Raw genomic sequence first — 19,934 nt, 5'->3', positions numbered from 1 at the left:
AGCTCACACTCGGCACTTATATACACAAGCCACCGGCAGGACCTCGAACATGAAAGGCGACATTACCGTCATCCAGCATCTCAACAAGATCCTCGGGAACGAGCTGGTCGCTATCAATCAGTATTTCCTGCATGCGCGCATGTACGAAGACTGGGGTCTGAAAAAGCTGGGTGGCCACGAATATAAAGAGTCCATCCATGCGATGAAGTACGCTGACAAGCTGATCAAGCGCACCTTGTTTCTGGAAGGGCTGCCAAACCTGCAGGACCTGGGCAAGATCCTCATCGGTGAGCACACCAAGGAAATGCTGGAGTGCGACCTGAAGATCGAGCAAAAAGGTCTGGCCGATCTGAAAGCCGCGATCGCTCACTTCGAGACCGTCGGTGACTTCGGCAGCCGTGAGCTGCTGGAAGACATCCTTGAGCCCAAGGAAGAGCAAATCGACTGGCTGGAGACTCAGTTGGGTCTGATCGTCAAGGTAGGTATCGAGAACTACCTGCAGTCGCAGATGGGTGACTGATTCCCCCATCGCGCCGCAATGAAAAAGCCCGCCTCAATCGAGAGCGGGCTTTTTCTTGTGTGTAAAACCATGCTGGAGCGCAGGGAACGATAATCTCGACTATCGTGCGACGCTCTGCGCAAGGCTTTACTCGGCCTTGGCGGCGGATGCTTCCTTGACCAACGTCTGCAACGAACCGTCATCCATCATCTCGGTGATGATGTCGCTACCACCGACCAGCTCACCGGCAACCCACAGTTGCGGGAAAGTCGGCCAGTTGGCGTACTTTGGCAGGTTGGCGCGGATTTCAGGGTTTTGCAGAATGTCGACGTAGGCAAACTTTTCGCCACACGCCATCAATGCCTGGGAAGCCTTGGCCGAAAAGCCGCATTGCGGAGCGTTCGGAGCGCCTTTCATGTAAAGCAGAATGGTGTTGTTGGCAATCTGCTCTTTGATCGTTTCGATGATATCCATGGAGCACCTCGGCTGAAATATCCGACTCAGTTGTCGGCACGGTGACACATTGTAACGAAATCCCGAGCATGACGCTCTGTCTTGAGGCTTAACACGCCACGACCTGCACCGGTACGCCGTTCAACGCCGCGTTGCCGGACAGCACGTCGAGTTGCCGTTCGTCGGTCAGGTCATTGGCACTGACGCCGGGCAGGCTCTGCGCGATCGCCATTTTTACCCCTGAACGCGAATGCCCCCAACCGTGCGGCAGGCTGACCACCCCGCGCATCATGTCCAGACTGCCCAGCACCTGAACCTCGATCATCCCGACCCGGGAGCTGACCCGGACCTGCTGGCCGTCACTCAGACCACGGCACGCGAGATCGTCAGGATGCATCAACAGTTGATGCCTGGGTTTGCCCTTCACCAGCCGATGGTAGTTGTGCATCCATGAATTGTTACTGCGCACATGCCTGCGGCCAATCAGCAGCAACTCGCTTGCCTGAGGAGAAGGGTCGGCTGCAAAGCGCGCCAGGTCGGCCATGATCACCTCAGGCGCGGCCTGAATGCGGCCATTGGCGGTCTTCAGGCGCTGTGCAAGATTGGCCTTCAACGCCCCCAGATCGAGGCCGTGCGGATGACTGTCCAGGGTTTCCAGTGACAGCTTATGGGACGATGCATCGCCATAGAGGCCTGCACGCAGCCCGCGATCGATCATCTGCGCAGGCGGCAACGTGGGTTTCAGCGCTCGCTCGGCCTTGGCAGCAAAAGCGCTGGCCAGCCCGACGAAGATCTCCCAGTCGTGCAGGGCACCTTCGGGCTTGTCGAAAATGGCCCGATTGAAGCGCGTGACGTTGCGCACTGCGAGCGTGTTGAAGGTGGTGTCGTAGTGATCATTTTCCAGTGCCGAGGTGGACGGCAGGATCAAGTCGGCGTGGCGAGTGGTCTCGTTGATGTAAAGATCGATGCTGAGCATGAACTCAAGCCCTTCGAGCGCCTGCTCCAGCTGACGGCCGTTGGGCGTCGACAGAACCGGGTTACCCGCAACGGTCACCAACGCGCGAACCTGCCCTTCCCCGTCCACAAGCATTTCCTCGGCGAGCGCCGAAACCGGCAACTCGCCGCCATACTCTGGCAGGCCGGACACCCTGCTTTGCCACCGATTGAAATGGCCGCCGGATGTCGAGCTGACGAGGTCGACGGCGGGCTCCGTACAGAGTGCGCCACCCACACGGTCCAGGTTGCCCGTCACCAGATTGATCAGTTGTGCCAGCCAATGACACAGCGTGCCAAAGGTCTGAGTCGACACGCCCATTCGCCCATAACACACCGCCTTGTCAGCGGCCGCGAAATCCCGTGCCAGTTGCCGGATCTGCTCGGCGGCGATACCGCAGCGCGGGCTCATGGCCTCTGCAGTGAAGCCGGCAATGGCCTGGCGAACCTGCTCCAGGCCGTCGACAGGCAAATGGCTCTCGCGGGTCAGCCCCTCTTCGAACAGCGTATTGAGCAGCCCGAACAGCAACGCTGCGTCACCGCCCGGACGTACGAACAGATGCTGGTCAGCGATGGCAGCCGTCTCACTGCGGCGCGGGTCGATGACCACCAGTTTGCCGCCGCGCTGCTGGATCGCTTTCAGACGCTTTTCAACATCCGGAACCGTCATGATGCTGCCATTGGACGCCAACGGATTGCCGCCGAGAATCAGCATGAAGTCGGTGTGATCGATATCCGGAATCGGCAACAGCATGCCGTGGCCATACATCAGGAAACTGCTGAGGTGGTGCGGCAACTGATCGACCGACGTCGCCGAAAAACGATTGCGGGTCTTGAGCAGGCCGAGAAAGTAATTGCTGTGGGTCATCAACCCGTAGTTATGCACGCTGGGGTTGCCCTGATAGACCGCTACCGCGTTCTGCCCATGGCGCTGCTGAATGGCGTAAAGCCGCTCCGCCACAAGATCGAACGCCTGCTGCCAGGCAATTGGCTGCCACTGATCACCGCTGCGCAGCATCGGCTGGCGCAAACGATCAGGGTCATTCTGGATGTCCTGCAACGCAATCGCCTTGGGGCAGATATGACCGCGGCTGAACGTGTCCAGCGGGTCGCCCTTGATCGAGGCAATGCGCGGCGCAGAATCCGCCTCCACGACGGTCTCGATCACAAGACCGCAAATGGCCTCGCACAGGTGGCAGGCTCGGTAGTGTTCAGTCCGGGTCATCACAGCCTCAGATCGTGTCATGGCAATCCGGTTGATTGCCGAACACTCACTATGCTGTCTGCTCATGCCCCGCGCCACTGATGTTCGGCCCGTGAATCGAGGGGCATCAGGCGCGCGGATGAGTTGGCCGAATCAACCGCCGATAGGCGTGACGACCTTGCGCTGTTGCTGGATTTCAGCCACGGTTTCGATCTGCTCCTGCGCCAGGTGGACGCCGGTCAGGTCGCCGATCAGGCGCCAGTGCTCGTCGAGGCCGGAGCTGATGGTGGCCATGCGATCGATCATGCGCCGCCCCGCGGTACGCGTGACTTCGTCCTCGCTGCGCAGCAACTCGAAAGACATCGAGGTCATCGACGCTGTCAGATGGGTAAGTGTGCGGGCGGTGAGCCCGAGCAACTCCGTTAATTGATGCTCTTTTGAGTCCATTCCCCCACCCCTTGATCAGTAATGTATCGGCAACGATTTATAACTCACGTCCGGGATTAAAGAAACGGTCCTTGTTTCAAGCCCGTGAAGCGCGTCCCATCAGGCAACGCCCGCGCAGACGTGGACTGTTACAGGATTGGTACTAATTGCCAAGCGCTATTTGGGCAGTGTACAAATGCTGCCTTCGGAAAAAGTGCAGATGGCTGTCAACCTTCTCAGCGTAGCCAGTTTTTGCCCCGTCAACACAGAATAACGGCGTCCCCTCTATCCGGGACGCCACTAGTACCCATGTTTCAGAAAAACGCATGCTATTGGTAAGACGCGACATTTTTTTATACTATCGCGCCTTTCTTATTCGTCGCCCCGTGCGGCTTCCGCCGCAGGTCTAGCCCGTTTTATCGATAAAAACCGGCTTTGATAACCTGCGGTCTGTTGCAGAAAAGGTAGTTAATCATGAACGCCAGGCACTTTCTCTCGATGATGGATTACACCCCGGATGAACTCTTGGGCTTGATCCGTCGTGGCGTAGAGCTTAAAGACCTGCGAAATCGCGGTGTACTTTTTGAACCGCTGAAGAACCGGGTCTTGGGGATGATTTTCGAGAAATCCTCGACACGTACCCGTCTTTCTTTTGAAGCAGGGATGATTCAGCTCGGTGGCCAGGCCATCTTTTTGTCGCATCGGGACACCCAGCTGGGCCGTGGCGAGCCGATTGCCGACAGTGCAAAAGTGATGTCGCGCATGCTGGATGCGGTCATGATCCGTACTTATGCGCACAGCAATCTGACCGAATTCGCCGCCAATTCACGCGTGCCGGTTATCAACGGCCTGTCCGATGACCTGCACCCGTGCCAGTTGCTCGCCGACATGCAGACCTTCCTGGAGCATCGCGGCTCGATCAAGGGCAAGACCGTTGCCTGGGTCGGCGATGGCAATAACATGTGCAACAGCTATATAGAAGCGGCGATTCAATTCGACTTCCAGTTGCGTGTGGCCTGCCCTGCCGGCTACGAGCCAAACGCCGAGTTCCTGGCACTGGCTGGCGAGCGGGTCACCGTGGTCCGCGATCCGAAAGCCGCAGTTGCCGGCGCCCATCTGGTCAGCACCGATGTGTGGACCTCCATGGGTCAGGAAGAGGAAACCGCCCGGCGCAAGAAGTTGTTCGCGCCGTTTCAGGTCACGCGCGCCCTGCTCGACCTGGCCGACAAGGACGTGCTGTTCATGCACTGCCTGCCTGCCCATCGCGGCGAAGAAATCAGTGTCGACCTGCTGGATGATTCGCGCTCGGTCGCCTGGGATCAGGCAGAAAATCGCCTGCACGCGCAGAAAGCACTGCTGGAGTTTCTCGTCGCGCCGTCCTGCAAGCCCGCATGAACCCGTTGCTGCTGAATCTGCGCAACCTCGCTTGCGGCTATCAGAACCAGCGCGTGGTGCAGGATCTGAACCTGCACCTCAACGCGGGCGATATCGGCTGCCTGCTGGGCTCGTCGGGCTGCGGCAAGACCACCACACTGCGCGCCATTGCCGGTTTCGAACCGATCCATGCGGGTGAGATCACCCTGGCGGGCGAAGTGATCTCCCGGCCGGGCTGGACCCTGCCGCCGGAGAAACGCCACATCGGCATGGTGTTTCAGGATTACGCGCTATTTCCGCACCTGAGTGTCGCCGAAAACATCGCATTCGGCATTCGCAACCACCCGCGCCTGGATCAGGTGATCGCCGAGTTGCTTGAACTGGTCAACCTCGGCGCGCTGGGCAAGCGTTATCCTCACGAGCTGTCCGGTGGGCAGCAACAGCGAGTGGCGCTGGCCAGAGCGTTGGCGCCCGAGCCGCAGCTCCTGCTGCTCGATGAGCCCTTCTCCAACCTGGACGGCGAGTTGCGTCGGCGCCTGAGCCATGAGGTGCGCGATATTCTCAAGGCGCGTGGCACCAGCGCGATTCTGGTGACTCATGACCAGGAAGAGGCTTTTGCCGTCAGCGATCACGTCGGTGTATTCAAAGAAGGGCGCCTGGAACAGTGGGACACGCCCTACAATCTTTATCACGAACCCCGTACGCCGTTCGTTGCCAGCTTCATCGGCCAAGGCTATTTCATTCGCGGGCAGATGATGGACCCGCAATCGGTGCATACCGAACTCGGCGTATTGCGCGGCAACCGGGCATACCCGGGCGTCAGTGGCACCGCCGTGGATGTCTTGTTACGTCCTGACGATATCGTCTACGCGCCGCACAGCGACCTGAAAGCAAGGGTCATCGGTCGAACCTTTCAGGGCGCCTCGACCCTGTATCGCCTGCAACTGTCGACCGGCAGTCAACTGGAAGCCATTTTCCCCAGCCACGCCGACCACGGCCAGGGTGAGGAAGTCGGTATTCGTGTGGCAGCTGACCATCTGGTGCTGTTCCCGGCGCCCGGCAGTGTGGCCGTGCAGACGCTCAATAACTGAGGCGCAGGTCATTCCCTGCCGATCGGGGCAAACCTAGCCTGGGTATGTTCAGCCAGCACTGCTGGCGAAAGCTCGACCTCAAGCCCCCTCCTCCCGGCACTGACGTAAATGCTTGCAAAGCGCTGCGCGGTCTCGTCGATAAAGGTGCGCAGGCGCTTCTTCTGGCCCAAAGGGCTGATACCACCCAACAGGTAACCCGTCGAGCGTTGCGCCGCCGCAGGGTCGGCCATCTCGGTTTTTTTTGCTCCGGCAGCCTGCGCCAGCGCCTTTAGATCAAGTGTTCCGACGACCGGCACGACGGCGACCAGTAACTCGCCTTTTTCGGTACTGGCGAGCAGCGTCTTGAAAACCTGTGCAGGCTCCAGACCCAGCTTTTCCGCTGCCTCCAGCCCATATGACGGCGCTTTCGGATCATGTTCATAACTGTGAATGCGATGTTCGGCGCGGTTTTTTTTCAGCAAATCCAGTGCGGGTGTCATGCAGCGCTCCAAAAGGTTCCGAATGCCCATCACTTTAAGCGAAGTAAAGTGAACATGCCTTGATTCACGCCACCTGCGACACTGATAGCCTTTTGATAACAGCCTGAATTACCCGGTATAAAAGGGCCTTGCGGGGTGCTGGCGACTTTCTGACCGTTCGGTTCCGACCTTTGACAGCGGTGTTTCTTGCCTATATTTTTTCGTTTACGAATATTATCGAAAGCGATTTTTCGGTATAACTCGCAACGGCGATCAGAAATGGGGTTTTTTCTGAGACGCACGAATAACGAGCACCCACACCTGTCTCAGGGTGCCGAGACAAAAACAAAAAATGAGGTATCCATGTCCATCGCACTAAAACAACCGACGCTCACCGGGCAATGTGTGGCTGAATTTCTTGGCACCGCCCTGATGATTTTTTTCGGCACAGGATGCGTTGCAGCGCTCAAGGTAGCGGGAGCCACCTTCGGCCTTTGGGAAATCAGCATCATCTGGGGCATTGCCGTCAGCATGGGGATCTACCTCAGCGCCGGCATTTCGGGTGCCCACCTCAACCCGGCCGTCAGCATCGCGCTGAGTCTGTTCGCCGGTTTTGAAAAACGTAAATTGCCCTTCTATATCTCGGCGCAAATCGCAGGCGCGTTCTGCGGAGCGGGTCTGGTGTACCTGCTGTACATCAGCCTTTTTTTCGACTTCGAACATGCTCACCACATCATTCGCGGCAGCGAGCAGAGTCTTGAACTGGCCTCGGTGTTCTCGACGTATCCGAACCCGGCCATTTCGGTCGGTCAGGCCTTTCTGGTCGAAGTGGTCATCACCACCATTCTGATGGGTGTGATCATGGCCTTGGGCGATGACAGCAATGGTTTGCCACGCGGCCCGCTGGCACCCTTGCTGATCGGCCTGCTGGTAGCCGTGATCGGCAGCTCGATGGGCCCGCTGACCGGTTTCGCCATGAACCCGGCACGCGACTTCGGTCCGAAGCTGATGACCTTCTTCGCTGGCTGGGGTGAAATGGCCTTCACCGGTGGTCGCGACATTCCTTATTTCCTGGTTCCGATTTTTGCGCCCATTCTGGGTGCCTGCCTTGGTGCTGCCGGCTACCGCGCGCTGATTGCGCGTCATCTGCCAAGCGCCGCTCCTGTTGAAAATGAAAAAGAGGCTCCTGTGGTTCGCGGCAAAGTTCAGGCTTCATCTTGATTTCACTCAATTTGAATCTCACCCAACTGAATCCCACCCAATAATGCAAGGCAATCGACATGACTGACACACAGAACAAGAACTACATCATTGCTCTTGACCAGGGCACCACCAGCTCGCGCGCGATCATCTTCGACCGCGACGCCAACGTGGTGAGCACTGCCCAAAGCGAATTCGTTCAGCATTACCCGCAGGCAGGCTGGGTCGAACACGACCCGATGGAAATCTTCGCCACTCAGACCGCGTGCATGACCAAGGCGCTGGCGCAGGCCGATCTGCACCACAACCAGATCGCCGCGATCGGTATCACCAATCAGCGTGAAACCACCGTCATCTGGGAACGCGACACCGGCCGCCCGATCTACAACGCCATCGTCTGGCAGTGCCGCCGCAGCACCGAGATCTGCCAGCAACTCAAGCGCGATGGCCTTGAGGAGTACATCAAGGACACCACAGGCCTGGTGATTGACCCGTACTTCTCCGGCTCCAAGGTCAAGTGGATCCTGGACAACGTCGAAGGCAGCCGTGAGCGCGCCCGCAAAGGCGAGCTGATGTTCGGCACCATCGATACCTGGCTGATCTGGAAATTCACCGGCGGCAAGGTTCACGTCACCGACTACACCAATGCCTCGCGGACCATGCTGTTCAACATCCATACGCTGGAATGGGATCAGCGCATGCTCGACGTGCTGGATATCCCGCGCGAGATGCTGCCGGAGGTCAAAGCCTCCTCCGAAGTTTACGGCCACAGCAAGAGCGGCATCCCGATCGCCGGTATCGCAGGCGACCAGCAGGCGGCGTTGTTCGGCCAGATGTGTGTCGAACCCGGCCAGGCCAAGAACACCTATGGCACTGGCTGCTTCCTGCTGATGAACACCGGCAAGAAAGCCGTGAAATCGGCGCACGGCATGCTCACCACCATCGGCTGTGGCCCGCGTGGCGAAGTGGCCTATGCGCTGGAAGGCGCGGTCTTCAACGGTGGCTCGACGGTGCAGTGGCTGCGCGACGAACTCAAACTCATCAACGACGCGCTGGACACCGAATACTTCGCCGGCAAGGTCAAGGACAGCAACGGCGTATACCTGGTGCCGGCGTTCACGGGCTTGGGCGCACCTTACTGGGACCCGTACGCACGAGGCGCATTGTTCGGCCTGACCCGTGGCGTGAAAGTCGATCACATCATCCGTGCAGCGCTGGAATCCATCGCCTATCAAACCCGCGACGTGCTCGATGCCATGCAACAGGACTCCGGCGAACGCCTCAAGTCGCTGCGCGTGGACGGCGGTGCCGTGGCCAACAACTTCCTGATGCAGTTCCAGGCAGACATTCTCGGCACCCACGTCGAGCGTCCGCAAATGCGTGAAACCACGGCACTGGGTGCCGCCTTCCTGGCCGGTCTGGCGATTGGTTTCTGGAGCAGCCTGGACGAGTTGCGCAACAAGGCCGTGATCGAGCGTGTGTTCGAGCCATCGTGTGAAGAAGCGCATCGCGAAAAACTTTACGCAGGCTGGCAGAAAGCCGTCGCGCGTACTCGTGACTGGGAACCGCACGAAAACGAAGAGTGACAGCGCTGTTGTAAGGAGGGGAGCAGGATTCCGGCTGACAGGTTGCACTTTCCTGCGGCATGATGGGCGCCATTTGTAGAGGGCGCCCAAGGAAAAACAATGAACCTGCCTCCCCGCCAACAACAGATCCTCGAACTGGTCCGCGACCGTGGCTATGTCAGCATCGAGGAGATGGCGACGCTGTTCGTCGTGACCCCACAAACCATTCGCCGTGATATCAATCAATTGGCGGAAATGAACCTGTTGCGCCGCTACCACGGCGGCGCGGCCTATGACTCCAGCATCGAAAACACCGCCTACGCCATGCGTGCGGACCAGATGCGCGACGAAAAACAACGGATCGCCGAGGCCATCGCCGCGCAGATCCCGGACAACGCCTCGTTGTTCATCAATATCGGTACCACCACCGAATCCATCGCACGTGCGTTGCTCAACCACAACAACCTGAAGATCATCACCAATAACCTGCATGTGGCGTCGATCCTCAGCACCAAGGATGATTTCGAGGTGCTGATAGCAGGCGGTAATGTGCGGCGTGACGGCGGCGTTGTGGGCCAGGGCAGCATCGACTTCATCACCCAGTTCAAAGTGGACTTCGCCCTGGTGGGCATCAGTGGCATCGACGAAGACGGCAGCCTGCTGGATTTCGATTACCAGGAAGTGCGGGTGTCCCAGGCGATCATCGCCAACGCTCGCAAAGTGCTGCTGGCGGCTGACTCCAGCAAGTTCGGGCGCAACGCCATGGTCCGCCTGGGGCCGATCACCCTCATCGATTGCCTGGTCACCGACCAGCCACCGGTGCCCGCACTGCAGCAACTGCTGACCCAGCACAAGATTCGTCTGGAAGTGGTGTGATTGTCAGGCGCGAGCGGTGTTCGCGCGGCGGTCCGCAGTGCTCATGAAGACGGTGCATCGAGCGCCCCATTTTCTGGAGTCTGTACCGGCCTCTTCGCGAGCAAGCTCGCTCCCACAAGACTTGTGTATGTATGGCGCAGCGCGCATCTGTGACGCGAAGCGTTACCCAAGGCATTCCCACGCTGGAGCGTGAGGAACGATAGCCGCCCGTAAGAACACTATCGTGCCCATGCTCCGCGTGGGTATGCCGTTCCGGACGCTCTGCGTCCTCTCCTGTTTCGGCGGGGCAGCTCAGAGCTGTGACGCAGAGCAGTTCCGTGCCGACTGTGCACCGATCCTCCCTGTGCTAATTCCCGCCCTACAATGTTCACATTTGTTCTTTTCTTTATTTCATCATCAGTATTTTCAATCGATACGTGCTGGCAACGGTCATTTTATTGAGCTATGATTTTCGGAAATGAACATTAATGTTCAGATTCGCCTTTCGAGCACTGCTCACGAATTGTCCAGGAGGCCACCAATGCCCCACACCAACGTGCCAACCCCGCCCCTCTCAGAGGTTTACGACATTGCCGTTATTGGCGGTGGCATCAACGGTGTCGGCATTGCAGCGGATGCCGCCGGTCGCGGCCTTTCGGTTTTTCTGTGCGAAAAGGACGACCTGGCCAGCCACACGTCCTCGGCCAGCAGCAAGCTGATCCATGGCGGCCTGCGCTATCTGGAGCATTACGAGTTCCGCCTGGTGCGTGAAGCCCTGGCAGAACGCGAAGTGCTGCTTGCCAAAGCGCCGCACATCGTCAAGCCAATGCGTTTTGTGCTGCCTCATCGTCCGCACCTGCGTCCGGCCTGGATGATTCGTGCCGGGATGTTCCTGTATGACAACCTCGGCAAGCGCGAAAAACTTCCCGCATCGCGAACCATTCATTTCGGTGCGGACAGCCCGCTCAACCCGAGCATCACCCGCGGTTTCGAATATTCCGACTGCTGGGTCGACGACGCGCGTCTGGTCGTGCTCAACGCCATGTCCGCTCGTGAAAACGGTGCGCACATTCATACTCAGACCCGCTGTGTCAGCGCCCGCCGTATCAAGGGCATGTGGCATCTGCATCTGGAGCGCAGCGACGGCAGCCTGTTTTCGATCCATGCCAAGGCATTGGTCAATGCGGCAGGCCCGTGGGTGGCCAAGTTCATCCGTGAAGACCTCAAGCTCGACTCGGCTTACGGCATCCGCCTGATTCAGGGCAGCCACCTGATCGTGCCGAAACTGTACGAAGGTGAGCACGCGTTCATTCTGCAGAACGAAGACAAGCGCATCGTGTTCACGATTCCGTACCTGGAGCACTTCACTATCGTCGGCACCACCGACCGTGAGTATCAGGGCGATCCGAACAAGGTGGATATCACTGAAGGCGAGATGGATTACGTGCTGAAAGTGGCCAACGACCACTTCAAGAAACAGTTGAGTCGCGCAGACGTGCTCCACACGTTCTCTGGCGTGCGCCCGCTGTGCAACGACGAGTCCGATAATCCGTCTGCCATCACCCGTGATTACACGCTTTCGTTGTCAGGCGGCGCTGACGAAGCGCCGATTCTGTCGGTGTTCGGCGGCAAGCTGACCACGTACCGCAAACTGGCCGAGTCAGCGATGGCGCAGTTGGCACCGTTCTTCAAACAGATGAAACCGAGCTGGACGGCCAAGGCTGCCCTGCCGGGTGGCGAAGACATGACCACCGCCGAAGCGCTGGCAACAGAAATGACCCGCCGCTGCAGCTGGCTGCCAGCCCCTATCGCCAAACGCTGGTCGATCACCTACGGCAGCCGCAGCTGGCGCTTGCTGGAGGGCGCGCAAAGCCTGGAAGACCTTGGTCAGCATCTGGGGGCAGGCCTATATACCCGCGAGGTCGATTACCTGTGCGACCAGGAATGGGCCACCAGCATCGAAGACATCCTTTGGCGCCGCACCAAGCTTGGTCTGTTCACGACGCCTGAGGAACAGGCTGCCGTGAGCAGCTACCTGGAAACAGTCGTGCGCAACAAAGCCTCTTTCGAAGCGGCCTGATCATCCGCCTGCAACCTGTTCACCCCTAGCGGGGTGAACAGGCTTCTCTACTTGCTGCCCTCTTCCTGCACAACCCCTTCCATTCGGTTTTCCGAACAATCGACCCCGCCTTATTCGGCTTCCCGGACGCATTGATCCGTAACACCAGAGCCAATATAAAGAAATCCCTTTAAATTCAGCATGTTGACTTCTTAAAAAAGCTTGGCACGACTCATGCTCTACATTCTGAACCGAGCGTTTCGACAAGGGCGTGTGTCTGGATGTGGACGCCGTTGAAGCATTCGCCAAGAAGCGGGCCGACTCTGATGGCGGCCCCATCAATAAAAAATGAAATCAAGGACTCACCCATGCGCATCGTTCCCCACCTGTTGGGCGCAGCAATCACTGCCGCTCTGATCAGCACGCCGGTTTTCGCCGCCGAACTCACCGGCACTCTGAAGAAGATCAAGGAATCCGGCACCATCACGCTGGGCCATCGTGACGCCTCCATTCCGTTTTCCTACACAGCGGATGCTTCAGGCGTACCTGTGGGCTACTCCCATGACATCCAGCTGAAAATCGTCGAAGCCATCAAGAAAGACCTGGACATGCCTGACCTCAAGGTCAAGTACAACTTGGTGACTTCGCAGACCCGTATCCCGCTGGTTCAGAACGGCACCGTCGATGTGGAATGTGGCTCGACCACCAACAATGTCGAGCGTCAGCAACAGGTCGATTTCTCCATCGGCATCTTTGAAGTCGGCACACGCCTGCTGTCGAAAAAGGACTCCAGCTACAAGGATTTCGATGACCTGAAAGGCAAGAACGTCGTCACCACGGCCGGCACTACTTCCGAGCGCATCCTCAAGGCGATGAACGCTGACAAGCAGATGGGCATGAACGTGATCTCTGCCAAAGACCACGGTGAATCCTTCCAGATGCTCGAGTCCGGCCGTGCCGTCGCGTTCATGATGGACGACGCGCTGCTGGCAGGCGAAATGGCCAAGGCCAAGAAGCCGGACGACTGGGCAGTGACCGGCACTGCACAATCCTACGAAATATACGGCTGCATGGTTCGCAAGGGTGATGCCCCGTTCAAGAAAGCTGTCGATGACGCCATTGTCGCTACCTACAAGTCGGGTGACATCAACGCTATCTACAGCAAGTGGTTCATGTCCCCTGTCCCTCCGAAAGGTCTGAACCTGAATTTCCCGATGAGCGACAAGTTCAAGGAGCTGATTCAGAACCCGACCGACAAAGCGGCTGACGACAAAAAAGCCTGAAGGACCGGTTCGGCCAGTCCGAACTGACGGTATCCCGGGCGGGCACTGCCTGGCCGGGATCGCCTCGTCACTCCTGACTGACGACAGTGCGTGCATTTCGATAGCAATAAAAAGAGGGGGAGACCCTGATGAATTACAACTGGGACTGGGGCGTATTCTTCAAGTCCACCGGCGTCGGCAGCGAGACCTATCTGGACTGGTTCATCTCCGGGCTGGGCTGGACCATCGCCATTGCTGTAGTTGCCTGGATCATTGCCCTGATACTGGGCTCGGTGCTGGGCGTCATGCGCACCGTGCCAAACCGTCTGGTGTCAGGTATCGCCGCGGTATACGTGGAAATCTTCCGTAATGTGCCACTGCTGGTGCAGCTGTTCATCTGGTACTTCCTGGTGCCCGACCTGCTGCCGGAAAACCTGCAGGAGTGGTACAAGCAAGACCTGAACCCGACCACCTCCGCGTTCCTCAGCGTAGTGGTCTGCCTTGGCCTGTTCACCGCTGCACGGGTCTGCGAACAGGTGCGTACCGGCATTGAAGCACTGCCGAAGGGCCAGGAATCGGCCGCACGCGCCATGGGCTTCAAGCTGCCACAGATCTACTGGAACGTGCTGTTGCCGCAGGCTTACCGGATCATCATTCCGCCGCTCACCTCCGAATTCCTGAACGTGTTCAAGAACTCATCGGTAGCGTCGCTGATCGGCCTGATGGAGTTGCTCGCACAGACCAAACAGACCGCCGAGTTCTCTGCCAACCTGTTCGAGGCCTTCACCCTCGCGACGCTCATCTACTTCACGCTGAACATGAGCCTGATGCTGCTGATGCGTGCGATCGAGAAGAAAGTCGCCGTACCGGGACTCATCTCACTGGGGGGCAAATAAATGGACTTCACTGGAATCGTTCCGGCCATTCCCGGTCTGTGGAACGGCATGGTCATGACCCTCAAGCTGATGGCGATGGGTGTCGTCGGCGGCCTGGTGCTTGGCACGCTGCTGGCGTTGATGCGCCTGTCATCGAACAAGCTGCTGGCCAATGTGGCCGGCGCCTACGTGAACTACTTTCGTTCGATCCCGCTGCTGCTGGTGATCACCTGGTTCTATCTGGCCGTGCCGTTCGTGCTGCGCTGGATTACCGGTGAAGACACGCCCATCGGTGCGTTTGCCTCCTGCGTCGTGGCCTTCATGATGTTCGAAGCCGCGTACTTCTGCGAAATCGTCCGTGCCGGTGTGCAGTCGATCTCCAAGGGACAAATGGGCGCCGCTCAGGCGCTGGGCATGAACTACTCGCAGATGATGCGACTGATCATCCTGCCCCAGGCGTTTCGCAAGATGACCCCGCTGCTGCTGCAACAGAGCATCATTCTGTTTCAGGACACCTCTCTGGTGTACACCGTCGGCCTAGTCGATTTTCTCAACGCATCGCGCTCCAGTGGCGACATCATCGGGCGCGCCAACGAGTTCCTGATCATTGCCGGTCTGGTGTATTTCACGATCAGCTTTGCCGCCTCGCTGCTGGTGAAGCGTCTGCAAAAAAGGTTTGCCGTATGATTTCCATCAAAAACGTCAACAAGTGGTATGGGGACTTCCAGGTACTGACCGATTGCAGCACCGAGGTCAGCAAGGGCGAAGTGGTGGTGGTGTGCGGCCCGTCCGGCTCGGGCAAATCGACCCTGATCAAATGCGTGAACGCGCTGGAGCCGTTTCAGAAAGGCGAGATCGTCGTCGACGGCACATCGATCTCCGACTCGAAGACCAACCTGCCGAAACTCCGCTCGCGGGTGGGCATGGTGTTTCAGCACTTCGAACTGTTTCCGCACCTGAGCATTGTCGAAAACCTGACCATCGCGCAGATCAAGGTGCTGGGCCGCAGCAAGGCCGAAGCCACCGAGAAGGGTCTGAAGCTGCTTGAGCGCGTCGGTCTTTCCGAGCATGCGCACAAGCATCCCGGCCAGCTTTCCGGTGGGCAGCAACAGCGTGTCGCCATCGCGCGCGCGCTGGCGATGGACCCGGTGGTCATGCTGTTCGACGAGCCCACGTCCGCGCTCGACCCGGAAATGGTCAATGAAGTGCTCGATGTGATGGTGCAACTGGCCCAGGAAGGCATGACCATGATGTGCGTGACCCACGAAATGGGTTTCGCGCGCAAAGTCGCCAACCGGGTGATTTTCATGGACAAGGGGCAGATCGTCGAAGACTGCGCCAAGGAAGAGTTTTTCGGTGACGTGAGCGCACGATCGGAACGCGCCCAGCAATTCCTCGCCAAGATTCTTCAGCACTAGGCAATAGCTTGACGGCTGTCCGCCTATCAGCGGGCAGCTGTTCGGTCCAGGACGACTGTGATGAAATGCGACCCCACTCTTTATCGCGCCGCCCCGCCATCACTCGCCGTGAAACCCCGTCTGATCCGTCAACTGTTTCTGCCGCCGCTGATCCTCATGCTGATGATCGGGCTGGGCTATATCGCCTATCTGGTCAGTGAACACAGCGGCATCAAGAGCCTGCGCGAAACCGGCGAACGCCAGCTTGAGCTGCACGCGCGCACGGTCGAGAGCGAAATCAGCAAATACACCTACCTGCCCAGCGTGCTGGAGCTCGAATCCAGCGTGTCGCAGTTGCTGAACGAACCGGGACCCGAGCTTCAGCAGCAGGTCAACCGCTACCTCGAAGGGCTGAATCGACGCAGTCGCAGCCGTGCCATTTATGTAATGGATACCACCGGACGCGTGCTGGCCACCAGCAACTGGCGCGACGCCGACAGTTATCAGGGTGAAGACCTGTCTTTCCGTGCCTACTTTCAGGACGCGGTGCGCGGCCTGCCCGGGCGCTTTTACGGCATCGGCACCACCACCGGAGAGTCGGGCTATTACCTGGCGCACGGGCTGGAAGACAAAGGCCGCATTATCGGCGTTGCGGTGATCAAGGTGCGCCTCGAAGCACTCGAAGAACGCTGGCAGCGGGCACGGCTGGAGGCGTTTGTCAGCGACGAGAATGGCATCATCATCCTCTCCAGCGACCCGGCCCGGCGTCTGAAATCAGTGCGCCCGCTCACGGCTGAGGTCAAGGAACGCCTGGCTCGCAGCCTGCAATATTACTGGTGGCCGCTCAACGAACTGGTGCCACTGGAACGGGAAACCTTGTCCGAGGGCGTCGAGACATTGGTTTTCCCCGCCAACATCAGTGTCGACCGCGAACACAAAAAGGTCAGTTATCTGGCCCAGAGCCGCCCGCTGAGTGACACCGCCTGGCACCTGACACTGCTTACCCCGCTGGAGAATCTGCGCCGTGAAGCGGCCAATCAGGGCATGCTGGTCGCCGTGGCTTGCGCGCTGGTGACCTTTCTGCTGATCGCCTGGAACGAGCGGCGCAAGGTCATCTCGACCCGGCTTGCGGCCAGGGAAGCGCTGCAGGCTGCCAACAACGAGCTGGAACGCAAGATCGCCGAACGTACCGAACACCTGCGGGCCAGCAACGAACGCCTCAAGGCGCAGATTCGTGAACGAAGGCAGGCTGAGGACACCTTGCGCAAGGCGCAGGACGAGCTGGTACAGGCCGGAAAGCTGGCAGCCATCGGCCAGATGTCGACCAGCATCGCGCATGAACTGAACCAGCCTCTGGCTGCACTGCGCACCTTGTCCGGCAACACCGTGCGCTTTCTGGAACGAGGTGCGCTGGACACCGCGAGCACCAACCTGCGTACCATCAATGATCTGGTCGATCGCATGGGCCGCATCACCGCCAGCCTGCGCGCATTCGCCAGACGCGGCGACGATCAGGGCCAGGCGCAACTGAGCAAGGCTGTCGATGCGGCGATGCAATTGCTGGGCGTGCGCGTGGAGCAGTCCGGTCTGACGCTGCATCGAGACTTCATCGACGCCACCCTGACCATCGACCAGACACGCCTGGAACAGATTCTGGTCAACCTGATCGGCAACGCACTGGACGCCATGTTCGACCTGCAGCAACCGGAGTTATGGCTCACCGGATCGGTTATCGACGGCCGATACCGTCTGCGGGTACGTGATAACGGGCACGGCGTCGATGCCGACGCGCGCAAGCATCTGTTTGAACCTTTTTTCACCACCAAACCGGGCGAACAAGGCCTGGGCCTGGGCCTGACACTGTCGGCGAGCCTTGCCGCCGCAGCCGGGGGCAGCCTGAGCGCAGAGCATCCGCAGGACGGCGGTACGACGTTTGTCCTGAGCCTGCCGTTCATCCCCGATGCCCGCCACCCGGACAGCCCGACATGAGACGACACCCATGAGCATAAACAGCGACCTGACCGTCCTGATCGTCGAAGACGATCCGCATGTATTGCTCGGCTGCCAGCAGGCCCTCGCGCTGGAAGACATCGCCAGCGAGGGCGTTTCGAGCGCCGAAGAGGCCTTGAAACGTATTGATGACAACTTCGCCGGTATCGTCATCAGCGATATTCGCTTGCCGGGTATCGACGGGCTGGAGTTGCTGAGCCGTCTCAAGGCACGTGACAGCAGCCTGCCGGTGGTGCTCATCACCGGCCATGGCGACATCACCATGGCCGTCAACGCAATGCGCGATGGCGCTTACGATTTCATGGAGAAACCCTTTTCGCCTGAGCGTCTGGTCGACGTCACCCGGCGCGCACTGGAGCAACGCGGCCTGGCCCGTGAAGTGTGGGCCTTGCGCAAGCAACTGGCCGAACGCGATTCGCTGGAAGGCCGGATCATCGGCCGCTCCCCGGCCATGCAAAACCTGCGTGCGTTGATTGCCAACGTCGCCGACACCTCGGCCAACGTACTGATCGAAGGTGAAACCGGCACGGGCAAGGAACTGGTCGCGCGCTGCCTGCACGATTTCAGTCGGCGCAAGGACAGCCAGTTCGTGGCGCTCAACTGTGGCGGGCTGGCGGAAAGCCTGTTCGAGTCGGAAATCTTCGGCCATGAAGCCAACGCCTTTACCGGCGCGGGCAAGCGGCGCATCGGCAAGATCGAACACGCGCACAACGGCACGCTGTTTCTCGATGAAGTGGAAAGCATGCCGGTCAATCTGCAGATCAAGCTGCTGCGCGTCCTGCAGGAGCGAACCCTCGAGCGGCTGGGTTCCAACCAGAGCGTCGCCGTGGATTGCCGGGTCATAGCGGCGACCAAATCCGATTTGAATGCCTTGGGCAAAACCAATCAGTTCCGCAGCGACCTGTATTACCGCCTCAACGTCGTCACACTTGAACTGCCACCCTTGCGTGAGCGCCGCGAAGACATTCTGCAGTTGTTCGAACACTTCCTGCAGTTGTCGTCGTTACGCTTCGACCGCGAACCGCCCGTGCTGGATCGGCAAACCAGCTCGAACCTGATGAGCCATGACTGGCCGGGCAATGTACGCGAACTGCGCAACGTGGCCGAGCGGTTTGCCCTGGGTCTGCCAGCGTTCAAGCAGTCAGGCACGGTCAGTGAAAACCAGAGTCTGGGGTTTGCCGAAGCGGTCGAAGCCTTCGAACGCTCATTGCTCGGCGACGCCTTGCAACGCAGCGGCGGCAACCTCAGCCAGGCCAGTCAGGAACTGGGCATGGCCAAGACCACACTGTTCGACAAGGTCAAGAAATACGGGCTTTGAGCACTGCGCCCGATCTGGAGCACGCGGCGTAGCGCAGATCTGTGACGCAGAGCGTCACCCACTGCACTCCCACGCTGGAGCGTGAGGAACGATAGGCGTTCACGCCCCTACGCCGGAGCGTGAGGAACGATAGGTGTGCGCAAGACACCGATCGTGCCCATGCTCCGCGTGGGCATGCCTTTCCGGACGCTCTGCGTCCTATCCTGCACAGGCAGCACGTTACTGCGATTCACCGACAATCTGGCGGATTGCGCTGACGAATACCTCGACCGGCTGACCGCCCGAGACGGCGTACTGGTCGTTGAAGACCATGGTCGGCACGGAGGTGATACCGCGAGACGTCCAGAGTTGCTCGGCCTCGCGAACCTCGGCGGTGTACTCGTCACTGCCCAGGATGGCCTGAGCACGCAGACGGTCCAGGCCGACCTTCTGCGCCACATCTGCCAGAGTCTGGTGACTGGACGGGTCTTTCAGGTCACTGAAATACGCCTCGAACAGCGCCTGCTTCAACGCGTGCTGCTTGCCTTGCTGTTCGGCCCAGTGCAGCAGGCGATGGGCATCGAACGTGTTGTAGATACGCCGCTCGCCGCTGGCAAAGGTGAAGCCGAGTTCAGCACCGCGTTCACGGATGGTTTCGTGAATACCTTCGATCTGTTCCGGCGTGGAGCCGTACTTTTCGGCGATGTGTTCTTTGATGTCCTGCCCTTCGGCAGGCATGTTCGGGTTCAGCTCGAAAGGCTGGAAGTGAATGTGCGCTTGCACCTCATCCCCCAGTGCCTCCAGCGCCTGATCCAGCGCGCGCAGACCAATGACGCACCAGGGGCAGGAAACATCGGAGATGAAGTCGATCTTCAGTGCAGTTGTCATGTCGGCCCTTTTCGGTAAGCAAAGGTCA

18 protein-coding genes are annotated in these 19,934 nt (G+C 59.1%); 13 read left to right on the top strand and 5 right to left on the bottom strand.

Annotation, left to right across the window (positions count from 1 at the left end):
• Positions 1–49: 49 nt before the first annotated feature.
• Positions 50–520, top strand: coding sequence for a bacterioferritin (gene bfr, locus KBY02_RS03460; protein ID WP_002554851.1), 471 nt, complete (start codon positions 50–52; stop codon positions 518–520).
• Between the two features lie 126 nt (positions 521–646).
• On the opposite strand, the gene grxD is transcribed toward bfr, so the two are convergent.
• The 3 genes from grxD to KBY02_RS03445 form a co-directional block, all read right to left on the bottom strand.
• Positions 647–973 (bottom strand): Grx4 family monothiol glutaredoxin, encoded by a 327-nt coding sequence (gene grxD / locus KBY02_RS03455; RefSeq protein ID WP_011268724.1) that lies wholly within the window; start codon positions 971–973, stop codon positions 647–649.
• An 88-nt stretch (positions 974–1,061) separates the two neighbouring features.
• Positions 1,062–3,170 carry a molybdopterin oxidoreductase family protein gene (locus tag KBY02_RS03450; protein WP_011268725.1) on the bottom strand — a complete coding sequence of 703 codons (2,109 nt, stop codon included), beginning with the start codon at positions 3,168–3,170 and terminating at the stop codon, positions 1,062–1,064.
• Positions 3,171–3,302: 132 nt separating this feature from the next.
• Positions 3,303–3,596, bottom strand: coding sequence for a hypothetical protein (locus tag KBY02_RS03445; RefSeq protein WP_003405437.1), 294 nt, complete (start codon positions 3,594–3,596; stop codon positions 3,303–3,305).
• Between the two features lie 453 nt (positions 3,597–4,049).
• Here KBY02_RS03445 and argF point away from each other — a divergent pair, with 453 nt between their 5' ends.
• The gene (gene argF, locus KBY02_RS03440) at positions 4,050–4,970 is read left to right on the top strand and encodes an ornithine carbamoyltransferase (protein ID WP_003405436.1); all 921 of its coding nucleotides are present in this window, start codon (positions 4,050–4,052) and stop codon (positions 4,968–4,970) included.
• Positions 4,967–6,040 (top strand): ABC transporter ATP-binding protein, encoded by a 1,074-nt coding sequence (locus tag KBY02_RS03435; protein ID WP_003405435.1) that lies wholly within the window; start codon positions 4,967–4,969, stop codon positions 6,038–6,040. The genes argF and KBY02_RS03435 overlap by 4 nt, the downstream gene beginning before the upstream one ends.
• 8 nt (positions 6,041–6,048) lie before the next feature.
• Here the strand turns inward: KBY02_RS03435 and ybaK are convergent, their stop codons facing one another.
• Positions 6,049–6,519: a Cys-tRNA(Pro) deacylase gene (gene ybaK, locus KBY02_RS03430; RefSeq protein ID WP_003405434.1), complete on the bottom strand. Its 471-nt coding sequence runs from the start codon at positions 6,517–6,519 to the stop codon at positions 6,049–6,051.
• Between the two features lie 342 nt (positions 6,520–6,861).
• On the opposite strand from ybaK, the gene KBY02_RS03425 reads away from it, so the two are divergent.
• The 10 genes from KBY02_RS03425 (at position 6,862) to KBY02_RS03380 (ending at position 19,039) form a co-directional block, all read left to right on the top strand.
• The gene (locus tag KBY02_RS03425; RefSeq protein ID WP_003405433.1) at positions 6,862–7,719 is read left to right on the top strand and encodes an MIP/aquaporin family protein; all 858 of its coding nucleotides are present in this window, start codon (positions 6,862–6,864) and stop codon (positions 7,717–7,719) included.
• A gap of 59 nt (positions 7,720–7,778) precedes the next feature.
• Positions 7,779–9,284, top strand: coding sequence for a glycerol kinase GlpK (glpK, locus tag KBY02_RS03420; protein ID WP_003405430.1), 1,506 nt, complete (start codon positions 7,779–7,781; stop codon positions 9,282–9,284).
• Positions 9,285–9,383: 99 nt separating this feature from the next.
• The gene (locus KBY02_RS03415; RefSeq protein WP_011169330.1) at positions 9,384–10,139 is read left to right on the top strand and encodes a DeoR/GlpR family transcriptional regulator; all 756 of its coding nucleotides are present in this window, start codon (positions 9,384–9,386) and stop codon (positions 10,137–10,139) included.
• A gap of 520 nt (positions 10,140–10,659) precedes the next feature.
• Positions 10,660–12,198 (top strand): glycerol-3-phosphate dehydrogenase, encoded by a 1,539-nt coding sequence (gene glpD, locus KBY02_RS03410; protein ID WP_003405428.1) that lies wholly within the window; start codon positions 10,660–10,662, stop codon positions 12,196–12,198.
• Between the two features lie 347 nt (positions 12,199–12,545).
• Positions 12,546–13,460 carry a glutamate/aspartate ABC transporter substrate-binding protein gene (locus KBY02_RS03405; protein ID WP_225649824.1) on the top strand — a complete coding sequence of 305 codons (915 nt, stop codon included), beginning with the start codon at positions 12,546–12,548 and terminating at the stop codon, positions 13,458–13,460.
• A gap of 128 nt (positions 13,461–13,588) precedes the next feature.
• A complete protein-coding gene (locus tag KBY02_RS03400; protein WP_011268727.1) occupies positions 13,589–14,335 on the top strand; it encodes an amino acid ABC transporter permease in 747 nt (248 codons plus the stop codon).
• Positions 14,336–15,001, top strand: a complete 666-nt coding sequence (locus KBY02_RS03395) for an amino acid ABC transporter permease (RefSeq protein WP_002554865.1) — start codon at positions 14,336–14,338, stop codon at positions 14,999–15,001. It abuts the gene before it with no gap.
• Positions 14,998–15,732 carry an amino acid ABC transporter ATP-binding protein gene (locus KBY02_RS03390; protein WP_011268728.1) on the top strand — a complete coding sequence of 245 codons (735 nt, stop codon included), beginning with the start codon at positions 14,998–15,000 and terminating at the stop codon, positions 15,730–15,732. Before KBY02_RS03395 ends, KBY02_RS03390 begins: the two co-directional genes overlap by 4 nt.
• 60 nt (positions 15,733–15,792) lie before the next feature.
• Positions 15,793–17,700, top strand: coding sequence for a sensor histidine kinase (locus KBY02_RS03385; protein WP_024641755.1), 1,908 nt, complete (start codon positions 15,793–15,795; stop codon positions 17,698–17,700).
• A 10-nt stretch (positions 17,701–17,710) separates the two neighbouring features.
• Positions 17,711–19,039: a sigma-54-dependent transcriptional regulator gene (locus KBY02_RS03380; RefSeq protein WP_011268730.1), complete on the top strand. Its 1,329-nt coding sequence runs from the start codon at positions 17,711–17,713 to the stop codon at positions 19,037–19,039.
• A gap of 219 nt (positions 19,040–19,258) precedes the next feature.
• On the opposite strand, the gene KBY02_RS03375 is transcribed toward KBY02_RS03380, so the two are convergent.
• The gene (locus tag KBY02_RS03375; protein ID WP_104684497.1) at positions 19,259–19,906 is read right to left on the bottom strand and encodes a DsbA family oxidoreductase; all 648 of its coding nucleotides are present in this window, start codon (positions 19,904–19,906) and stop codon (positions 19,259–19,261) included.
• Positions 19,907–19,934 lie beyond the last annotated feature (28 nt).

Origin of the sequence: Pseudomonas sp. P129 (assembly GCF_020312195.1) — a bacterium.
GTDB lineage: Bacteria > Pseudomonadota > Gammaproteobacteria > Pseudomonadales > Pseudomonadaceae > Aquipseudomonas > Aquipseudomonas fragariae.
The sequence above is the reverse complement of the archived record's forward strand: the minus strand, read 5'-3'. Positions and strand labels throughout refer to the sequence as shown.

Coding starts and splice junctions, on each gene's coding strand:
- bfr (WP_002554851.1), top strand. CDS start 50: ATGAAAGGCGACATTACCGTCATCCAGCATCTCAACAAGATCCTCGGG.
- grxD (WP_011268724.1), bottom strand. CDS start 973: ATGGATATCATCGAAACGATCAAAGAGCAGATTGCCAACAACACCATT.
- KBY02_RS03450 (WP_011268725.1), bottom strand. CDS start 3,170: ATGACCCGGACTGAACACTACCGAGCCTGCCACCTGTGCGAGGCCATT.
- KBY02_RS03445 (WP_003405437.1), bottom strand. CDS start 3,596: ATGGACTCAAAAGAGCATCAATTAACGGAGTTGCTCGGGCTCACCGCC.
- argF (WP_003405436.1), top strand. CDS start 4,050: ATGAACGCCAGGCACTTTCTCTCGATGATGGATTACACCCCGGATGAA.
- KBY02_RS03435 (WP_003405435.1), top strand. CDS start 4,967: ATGAACCCGTTGCTGCTGAATCTGCGCAACCTCGCTTGCGGCTATCAG.
- ybaK (WP_003405434.1), bottom strand. CDS start 6,519: ATGACACCCGCACTGGATTTGCTGAAAAAAAACCGCGCCGAACATCGC.
- KBY02_RS03425 (WP_003405433.1), top strand. CDS start 6,862: ATGTCCATCGCACTAAAACAACCGACGCTCACCGGGCAATGTGTGGCT.
- glpK (WP_003405430.1), top strand. CDS start 7,779: ATGACTGACACACAGAACAAGAACTACATCATTGCTCTTGACCAGGGC.
- KBY02_RS03415 (WP_011169330.1), top strand. CDS start 9,384: ATGAACCTGCCTCCCCGCCAACAACAGATCCTCGAACTGGTCCGCGAC.
- glpD (WP_003405428.1), top strand. CDS start 10,660: ATGCCCCACACCAACGTGCCAACCCCGCCCCTCTCAGAGGTTTACGAC.
- KBY02_RS03405 (WP_225649824.1), top strand. CDS start 12,546: ATGCGCATCGTTCCCCACCTGTTGGGCGCAGCAATCACTGCCGCTCTG.
- KBY02_RS03400 (WP_011268727.1), top strand. CDS start 13,589: ATGAATTACAACTGGGACTGGGGCGTATTCTTCAAGTCCACCGGCGTC.
- KBY02_RS03395 (WP_002554865.1), top strand. CDS start 14,336: ATGGACTTCACTGGAATCGTTCCGGCCATTCCCGGTCTGTGGAACGGC.
- KBY02_RS03390 (WP_011268728.1), top strand. CDS start 14,998: ATGATTTCCATCAAAAACGTCAACAAGTGGTATGGGGACTTCCAGGTA.
- KBY02_RS03385 (WP_024641755.1), top strand. CDS start 15,793: ATGAAATGCGACCCCACTCTTTATCGCGCCGCCCCGCCATCACTCGCC.
- KBY02_RS03380 (WP_011268730.1), top strand. CDS start 17,711: ATGAGCATAAACAGCGACCTGACCGTCCTGATCGTCGAAGACGATCCG.
- KBY02_RS03375 (WP_104684497.1), bottom strand. CDS start 19,906: ATGACAACTGCACTGAAGATCGACTTCATCTCCGATGTTTCCTGCCCC.